Consider the following 8,280-nt stretch of genomic DNA (forward strand, 5'->3'; position numbering starts at 1 on the left):
CCACGGTGTCGGTGTGCTGGATCGCCGGTTGCTCCACGACCTCGGATCTCGTCCGTTCACCGGTCCATTTCCGTTCGGGCACGAGTGTGTCGCCGAGGTTGTCCGGATCGGTGCGGCGGTCGGATCGGTCGCATCGGGCGATGTGGTGGTCGTGCCGTTTCAGATCTCCTGCGGTCGGTGTGCGTCCTGTGGTCGAGGTCTGACTGCGGCCTGCGCCACCGACCGGCGCACCGCCATCTCGATGTACGGCCTGGGCCAGGCGAGCGGCGGGTGGGGCGGCGTGCTGAGTGATCTGCTGCGGGTGCCGCACGCCGACCACATGCTGCTGCGGGTGCCGGCCGGGGTCGATCCGGTTGCGCTGGCCAGCGCCAGCGACAACATCCCGGACGGCTGGCGGACGGTCGCCGGACCGTTAGCCCGCAACCCGGGGGCACCGGTGCTGGTCCTCGGTGGACGGGCGAAGAGTGTTGGGCTCTACGCCGCGGCGAGCGCGGTGGCGCTCGGCGCCGCCCAGGTCGACTACCTGGACACCAGCACCGAGCGGTTGGACATCGCCGCCACGCTCGGAGCGCGGCCGCTGCATCGGCGCAGCCGACGACACAGCTGGCCCGCTCGTCAGAGGCCGGGCACCCGCTACCCGATCGTGGTGGACGCCAGCGGGGAGCGCGGCGCGCTGGAGCATGCCATGCGGTCGCTGACGGCTGGCGGGGTGTGCACCTCGGTAACGCCGTACTTCGCCGCTGGGACCCGCCTGCCGTTGTGGACCATGTATGTGCAGCAGGCCAGCTTCATCACCGGCCTGACCAACGCGCGGGCCGAACTGCCAGCGGTGTTGACTGCGGTCTGCGCCGGCAGACTCCGGCCCGAGCTGGTCACCGGGCTGCTCGCGGACTGGGACGATGCACCGACAGCGCTCCTGGCACCGACGGCCAAGGTCGTGGTGGCCAGAGCCCGGGTCACCCACGGCCAACCTTGACCGAGTGACGCACTGGCCGAACGACGACAAGATCACCGGGCTGCCACCAGCGCCGGTCACCATCAGCAACTGCCAACCGGTTGCTCCGCACGACACCCACGACCCGAACGAAAACCGCCCGCCTCGACTAGAACACGTTCACACGGCAGCCTCAGCCGCCATCGTGGTCCCACGACTGGCAAGCAACCGGTCCCACGAGCGTGGCAAACGACAACCAGGCCCGCAACCGAAGGAAACGCGGCTCCCGCGGCGGCCGTCCGCCGACGTTCGACCCGCAGGACTACAAGGCTCGGCACGCGGTCGAGTGCGGCATCAATCGCCTCACAAGGCACCGTGCCGTGGCCACGAGGTAGGACAAGCTCGCGGTCCGCTACGAGGCAACTGTACTGGTAGCGGCCATCAACGAGTGGCTGTGACCAGCGCATCTGACGCCATGCCCGCTCCGAGGCGGCCAGCAGGCGATGAACCGCTCGCCCAAGCCTGAGCGCTACGGCGTCTGACGGGGGATACCTGTCAACGCCGGTGACGTCAGGAAGACGTCAGGCAGAAAGGGTGGCCAGCCGGATCCAGGAGTACCCGCCAGCGTCCGTCGCCGGGCTGATGGTCCGGTTTGGCCCCGCCGAGTTCCAGGGCCAGCTCTTCCATCGCATCGAGGTCGTCAGCGCGGAAATCCAGGTGGAACTGTTGTGGCACGTCCTGACCCGGCCACCGCGGAGCCCGGTATCCCTCAACCCTCTGGAATCCCAGGTCACAGCCGGAGTCGTCCGTCAGAGCGACGAACTCGTCCGTACTGAAGAGTTCGCGCATCCCGGTCAGTGCACCGTAGAAGTCCGCCAGCGTCTGCGGGTCGGCACAGTCCAGAGTCACCCCTCGCAGTACAGCGCCTGGCACCATTCGTTCCTTCGCGTCCGCGCGTCTGTCTCCGTGAGCCGCCGCTGCACGCGATCACCGGCCACAGCCACACCGTACTCGCCACATCCACCGCTGAAGTAGCGGTTTACCCTGCCTCAGCGCAACGGGTGGCTGTGACCGGCGCTTTCGATACAGGCCCTAGGTTCGGGTCGTGAGCATCTGTGCGTCCTTTTCTCAGATGTGCGGCGCCGGTCAGGCCGGTACCAGTTGCCATTGCTGGTTGGCGCCGCCGTTGGCGGTCCACTGGACGACCTGGGCGCCGTCGCTTGTGGACTGTCCGAAGACGTCGGCCAGCAGGCCGCTGTCGTGGCTGGCGATGGTGAAGAAGCCGTCGCCGGCGGGCCGCACGAACCACTGCTGGTTGGTGCCGCCGTTGGCCGTCCACTGCTGCAGCTGCAGTCCGACGGTGGAGGAGGAGCCGTTGACGTCGAGCACCTTGCCGGTCGTGTCGTAGCGCAGGGTGAAGGCGCCGCCCGGGACGGTGCTGATGGTCCACGTCGCATTCCCGGTTTGCTGCACTGCCTTGGCGCCGTCGGCAGTGGAGTTGCCGGCGATGGCCAGCGGCTTGCCGCTGTTGCGGTTGACGACGCGGTATCTGCCCGGCGCGGGGCCGGTGCTGCCCAGCGTGAAGTTCTCGACCGTGTCGCTGAACATGGTGGTGCCGGACTTGCTGGTGGACAGCACGAGGAACACCCGCGAGCCGCTGGCCGGGGTCGTGAACGACACCGGTTGGGCGACCCGCGAGCCCAGCGGGATGGTGAGCGTCGTGCTGCCGGAGGCGATCACCGCACCGGTGGGGCTGTCCAGCCGGGCACTCCAGGCGAAGCCGACCGCGGTCCCGGTGACGTCGTCGTTGAAGACGGTGATGGTGCGGTTCACCGTGGTGTTGTTGGGAAAGCTGACGGCCCCCGGCAGCGGGAAGGTGCCGTTCGAGTCGGACACGCCGGAGGCCGACCAGTAGGGCAGGTCGATCGCGGCGACCGGGTTGAACGCGGCCTGGACCCGCTGGATCTGCGGGTCGCTCCACGGGTCGGGCAGGTTGTCCGCGCCGTAGACCGGGTGGCCACCCTCCTCCGGAGTGAAATCGGTCGTCCGCACCCCGGGCACGACCCCGGCCCAGGCGGACAGCAGGGTGTAGGGGCGCAGGTCGCTGGTGTCCTTGCCGCGCTTGGCGGCGGTCGCCGTGGCGAACCACTCGAAGCCCCGCTTGGTACTGCATGCCGGCCAGATGTACTCGCCCTCACCGTCGGGCCGCCCGGCCACCGACCAGGTCCGCTCGCCGTAGCTGCCGAGGCCGTCCAGGTAGTGCGGGACGAGGTTGAAGTTGGCCTGCGTCATGGTGGGGTACTGGTTGGGTGACCCGCCGGGGCCCAGCTCGACGGTGACCGGCCGGGTGCCGTCGTTGCCGTTCATCGCCGCATAGAGGTCCCGCTCGAACTGCTCGGAGTCCGTACCGCTGAGGTTCGGCTCGTTGACCTGGCTCCAGCGGATGACCGCGGGATGGTTGCGGTCGCGCAGCACCAGCGCGCGGGCGTGGCCCACCATGTTGTCGTGTCCGGCGGCGAAGTCCTGCCCACCGGCGGAGCCGCGGATGGCGGTCTCGTCGATGATCATCAGGCCCATTTCGTCGGCCACGTCGAGCATGAAGGGGCTGGCCGGCTCCTGGTGGATCCGGACGACGTTGAAGTTCAGCCGCAGGTAGTTGTCGACCGCCTGGGGCCAGCCGCCGTTGGTGCCCGACGGCGGGAGGAAGCCGGGCAGCGTGTCGTAGGCGTCGCCCTTGCCGCCGTTGTTGATCCGGTCGTAGTCGGCGCCCTGCAGGTTGTCGCCGCGCACGTTCATCCGCACACCGTTGAGGAGATAAAATTCCCCGTTCTGGGTGCTCTCCCGGAACCCGAACCGGTGTGCGGCGTCGCTGGTGCGGCCGTCGTCAGTCGTCGCGTGCACCGACAGGCGATGCAGTTGCGCCCGGTATCCCGGCCGGTAGGGCACGTTCGGCCACCAGTACGAGGTGGGGCCGAGGTTCCAGGCCACCGGGCCGATCGTCACCGTGGCCGTCGAGTGCGCGGCCATGGAGACCGTGCGGCCGGGCAGCGCCGGGTAGCTGAACGGCGCACCGCTGTCCGAGGCGAGCGCGCCGGTCAGGGTCACCGACCGGGTGCTGCCGGAGGTGTTGGCCACGGACACGTCGTAGGTGAGGGTCTGGTTGGCCACGGAGGTGCGGACGAACGCGTCGCTGACGTACACCGCCGGGTACACGCGCAGAAACGCCGAGCGGTAGATGCCCTGCGGGACCGCCTCGGACCACTCGGCGGCGTCGGGAACCAGGAACCTACCCGCCGATGTCTTCAAGGCGTTGCGGCCCTTGACGTTCACGCTGATCGTGTGCGTGGTGCCGGGGGCGGCGAAGGCGGTGATGTCGAAGTTCGACGGGGTGAACGCGGTGGTCTGGGTGGCGACCACCCGCCCGTCCACCGACAGCGTCGCCTGGTGGTTCACTGCGCCGAACTCGATCCACGCCGACTGCGGCTGGCTCGAGTTCGGCACCGTGATGCTGCGTGAGTACACCGCCTCGGCGACGTCGGTGAAGCCCTGTTTGTACCAACCGCCGCCGGGGACGGTGATCGTCGTCGCCGCCCGGCCCGCCGGGGTGAAGCTCCATGTCCCGGACAGGTCGACCGCCGCGAGCGCGGCGCTACTGTCGACTGTGGACACGGGTGGGCCCGGTCGCGGGGGAGTTGCCGTGGCCGGGTGCGGCGCCCCGGCTACGGTGAGCAGGGCGGTGGCTAGGAGTGCCCTGAAGGTGACCTTCAGGGCGTTGAACGTCTCGAAGGTCACCTTCATGGCATTTACCCGACCTGCCACTGCTGGTTGCTCGCACCCGTGCAGGCCCAGAGCTGGACCTTGGTGCCGTTGGCGGTGCCGAGGCCGGCGACGTCCAGGCACAGTCCTGATTGGACACCGGTGATGGTGCCGTTGGCGTTGACGTTCCACCGCTGGTTGGTCTGGCCGTTGCAGGTCCAGGTCACCACCGGGGTGCCGTTGGTCGTGCCCTGCCCGGAGGCGTCCAGGCACAGCGGGGTGGTGCCGCTGAAGACGATCAGTTCGCCCGCGGCGGTGCGGGTCCACTGCTGGTTCGTTCCGCCGTGGCAGTCCCAGATCTGCAGTTGGACGCCCGGCGTGGTGCTGGCGCCGTTGACATCCAGGCACTTGCCCGCGCCCACCGCGCGCACCGGCCCGCCGGGCGTGCCGCTGCCACCCACCCCGGCGGCGGCGATGACCTGCTGCGCGCCGGACGGCCAGTTCGTGCCGGTCACCTGAACGTTTCCACTGAGGACGTTGTTGTGCGGGGGACCGGTGGCGACCTGGGTCGCGCCGCCGTTGAGCCAGTTGTTGGCGAAGGTGCTGTCGTTGGTGTTGTTGGTGGAGCTGGCGTTGGTGAAGGCCCAGACCCCGGCATCCTGGATCACGTTGTTCGACAGGTTCACGAAGCGGGAGCCCTCGTCCAGGTACAGGCCGACGGTGCGGTTGTTGTCGAAGATGTAGTTGTGGTCGATCGAGGATCCGGGGTTGGCGGACAGGTTGTAGATGCTGCCGCCGTCGTGCATGAGCCGCTTGGTGGCGTGCACCCGGTTGAAGCTGACGACGGTGTCCCGCAGCGTGGTCGGGGTGGTGTAGACCGGCTGGAAGTTGTACAGGCCGCGGTTGCGGTAGTCCTGGCTGCCGCCGGCGTCGTTGGCGCCCCAGCCCCAACCGATGTCGATGGCGTCGTAGGTCAGGTTGGACACGTCGTTGTGGGTGATCACGGCGTGCGTGACGTAGGTCGACAGGATGGCGGTCATTTCCTTGTAGTCCAGGGCAACCCGGGTCACCGTGTTGTTGCTGATCGTGATGTCCCGGTTGATCATCGCCGGGTTGCTGGGATGGTGCGCATCCGGCCGCACCCCGCCGGCCACGATGCCCGCGCCGGAGTTCTCGGTGAACGTGTTGTGGTCCACGGTGATCGACGACGCGCCGAGGCCGATCCCGGAGGCGTGCGCGTTGGCGTCGTTGCCGATGCCCAGGGCCACCTGGCCGAGGTGGGTGAAGGTGTTGCCGGCGAAGGTGATCGCGGTGGCGGCCGAGACCTGCACGGCGGCCGGGGCCTGGGCCCAGCTGTTGCGCGCGCCCTCGAACTGCTGGCAGCCGGACTGGCAGGAGGTCAGGAAGTCCGACGGCATCGGGAAGGCGGACGGGATGAACGTGCCGCTCTGCTGGTTGGCGTACCCGATCGAGGTTCCGGGGGTGAGCCAGGTGGTGTGCTCGAAGTGCAGGCCCCGGAACGTGATGTTGCGAACCGGATCGGGGTAGCTGCCGCTGATCTGCAGCAGCGAGGTCAGGCGCGGCAGCTCGACGTCATGGTTGCCGGGCACCCAGCCGGCCGGCGCCCGGTAGAAGAGCTGTCCGGCCTGCGGGTCCAGGTACCACTGCCCGGTGGTGCGCAGGAACGAGCGGGAGTTGGCCAGGAACAGCTGCCCGCCGCCGAAGGGGCGGGCGAGCGTGTCGTAGCCCCAGTTGTTGTTGTTCCACCCGGGCTGCTGCATGGTGATCGTGGTGCCGCTGATGCTCTGCACGGGCGAGTACCGGTTGGTGAACGAGTTCTGGCTCTCCACCTCGATCCGGTTCTGCTGGGGCAGCGTGGCGAGGAAGTTGAGCGACGAGTTGAGGATGTTCATGCCGCTCGCGGTGATCTGCACGTCGCTGCGCGCGATGGGGATCGACGCCCGCGGGGCCAGCGCGCCGTCCACGAACAGCTGCCGGGACTCGGCACCCTGGGGTACCGGCGCAACCCAGATGTTCTGGCTCGAGTCCTGCAGCGTCCAGCCGGTGACCTGGGTCCCGCCGGAGATGACCGGCGTCTGGCCGGATGCGGCCTGCCAGGTGACCGTGTGGCCGTTGCGCCCGGAGTCCGCGCTGGTGAGCACGAGCGGGGCGGAAAGCCGGTAGGTGCCGCCGGCGAGTTGCACGACCACGTCGTTGGCGGCCGATTGGGCGCGGGCGAGCTGCTGGGCTCTGGCGGGGGTGGCGACCGGCTGGTCGGCGGTGCCGGGGTTGCCGTCGTTTCCGTTGGGGGCGACGAAAACCGTGACCGTTGCGGTTGTTTCGAAGGCCGGCGGAGCTGTGGCCACCGCTGAAGCGGCAAGGGCGGTGACCGCCAGCGTTGTGGTCAGTGTTCGAAGGCAGGGAAACATGACCATCCTTTCACTCACTTGAATGGCGCGCCGTAGGACGGAGCCCGGGTGCGCAGGTCGAGTCGCAGGGTGAGGCGGATGCTGCTGGAGCGGGGGAGTTCCACCCGCAGCCACGGCCCGTTGACCACTGTGGACGATGACGTCACCACCGGCCGGCCGTGGCCGTAGTCGTAGAGGTCGCCGATCCAGGACGGGTCCGCGCAGGCGGTGTGCCGAACGAAGCGGATGGTGTGCTCCGCGAACGCGCCGGCCTGCACGATCACGGACCGGGCGGTGTGCGGGTCGAGGTTGACCAGGTCGACGACGGTCGCCTCGGGTTCGATGCGGGAGACGAGGGCGGCCACGGCGGGCGGCAGGCCGGGGCGCCGGGCCTGGGCGTCGTAGTAGCGCACGCGCGCCTGCTGCAGGCCGCCGTTGTAGATGACCTGGGGGCCGCCCCAGGTGAGCTGGACGAGCGCCTCGGTGACCACCGGGTTGGACTGCTGCCACAGGTGGATGTCGGCCTCGGCCACGTTCCTGCCGCGGTAGAGCTCCATGCGGGCCAGGCGGTGCCGCACCTGAGCCTGCGCGGCGGCCAGGATCCGTTCCGGGTACTCGGGGTTGTCCCCGGAAAGAAAGGCGAGCCAGGGCTCCTCGTGTCCGGCCTCCTCCTTGCCGCGGAACGACCGCACGGTGCGCCAGTCATGGCCGCTGGCGGCGCGCAGCCACTCGATGCGCTCGCGGTCGGCGGACGCGGCGGAGTGGTGCCACACTGCGGTGGGCACCGCCATCAGCATCGGGTTGTAGTCAAACCAGCCGCCGTCGGCGTACCGGAGCGGCACGTGCAGCGTGGGCACGTGGATGTCCTTGCCCAGCTGTGCCAACCACCGGGATCGCAGGCTGGAGTCCGCGTCGGTGAAGGCCATGGTCTTGCCGTTGACGATGATCTCGTCCAGCGCCGGGCGCACCATGTCCATAAAGGACTCATCGCCGGTGGCGGCGACCGCGGCGAGAGCCGCGACCATCGCGGCGTGCCCGACGCTGTACCAGCCGTGCGGCCAGGACCAGCCGTAGTGCCCGCCATACCACCGGCCGTCGAGCAGCCCCCCGACCGTGCCGTCCGGGGCGACGTGGTCGGGGATGATGCCGCCGTTGGCCGCGGCCCGCTCCCGCCAGGCGCCG

Annotated in this window: 4 protein-coding genes and 1 pseudogene; 1 reads left to right on the forward strand and 4 read right to left on the reverse strand. The window is 69.3% G+C overall.

Translation table 11 applies throughout. The features are described 5' to 3' along the window. Window positions 1-976: alcohol dehydrogenase catalytic domain-containing protein (locus tag VGR06_RS39415; RefSeq protein ID WP_327564345.1), on the forward strand; the 976-nt coding region annotated here is incomplete at its 5' end. A 528-nt stretch (window positions 977-1,504) separates the two neighbouring features. Here VGR06_RS39415 and VGR06_RS39420 read toward each other — a convergent pair. From VGR06_RS39420 to VGR06_RS39435, 4 genes and pseudogenes are all read right to left on the reverse strand, one after another. Beyond that, window positions 1,505-1,843 carry a VOC family protein gene (locus VGR06_RS39420; protein WP_327564346.1) on the reverse strand — a complete coding sequence of 113 codons (339 nt, stop codon included), beginning with the start codon at window positions 1,841-1,843 and terminating at the stop codon, window positions 1,505-1,507. Window positions 1,844-2,080: 237 nt separating this feature from the next. Continuing rightward, entirely contained in the window at window positions 2,081-4,732 is a 2,652-nt protein-coding gene (locus tag VGR06_RS39425; RefSeq protein ID WP_327564347.1) for an RICIN domain-containing protein, read from the reverse strand. Between the two features lie 5 nt (window positions 4,733-4,737). Further along, window positions 4,738-7,056: an RICIN domain-containing protein gene (locus tag VGR06_RS43745; protein WP_414637424.1), complete on the reverse strand. Its 2,319-nt coding sequence runs from the start codon at window positions 7,054-7,056 to the stop codon at window positions 4,738-4,740. 77 nt (window positions 7,057-7,133) lie between these two features. After that, window positions 7,134-8,280: pseudogene (locus VGR06_RS39435) on the reverse strand (hypothetical protein); the annotation flags it as partial.

This window comes from Actinophytocola sp. (assembly GCF_036002505.1).
Lineage (GTDB): Bacteria > Actinomycetota > Actinomycetes > Mycobacteriales > Pseudonocardiaceae > DASYTH01.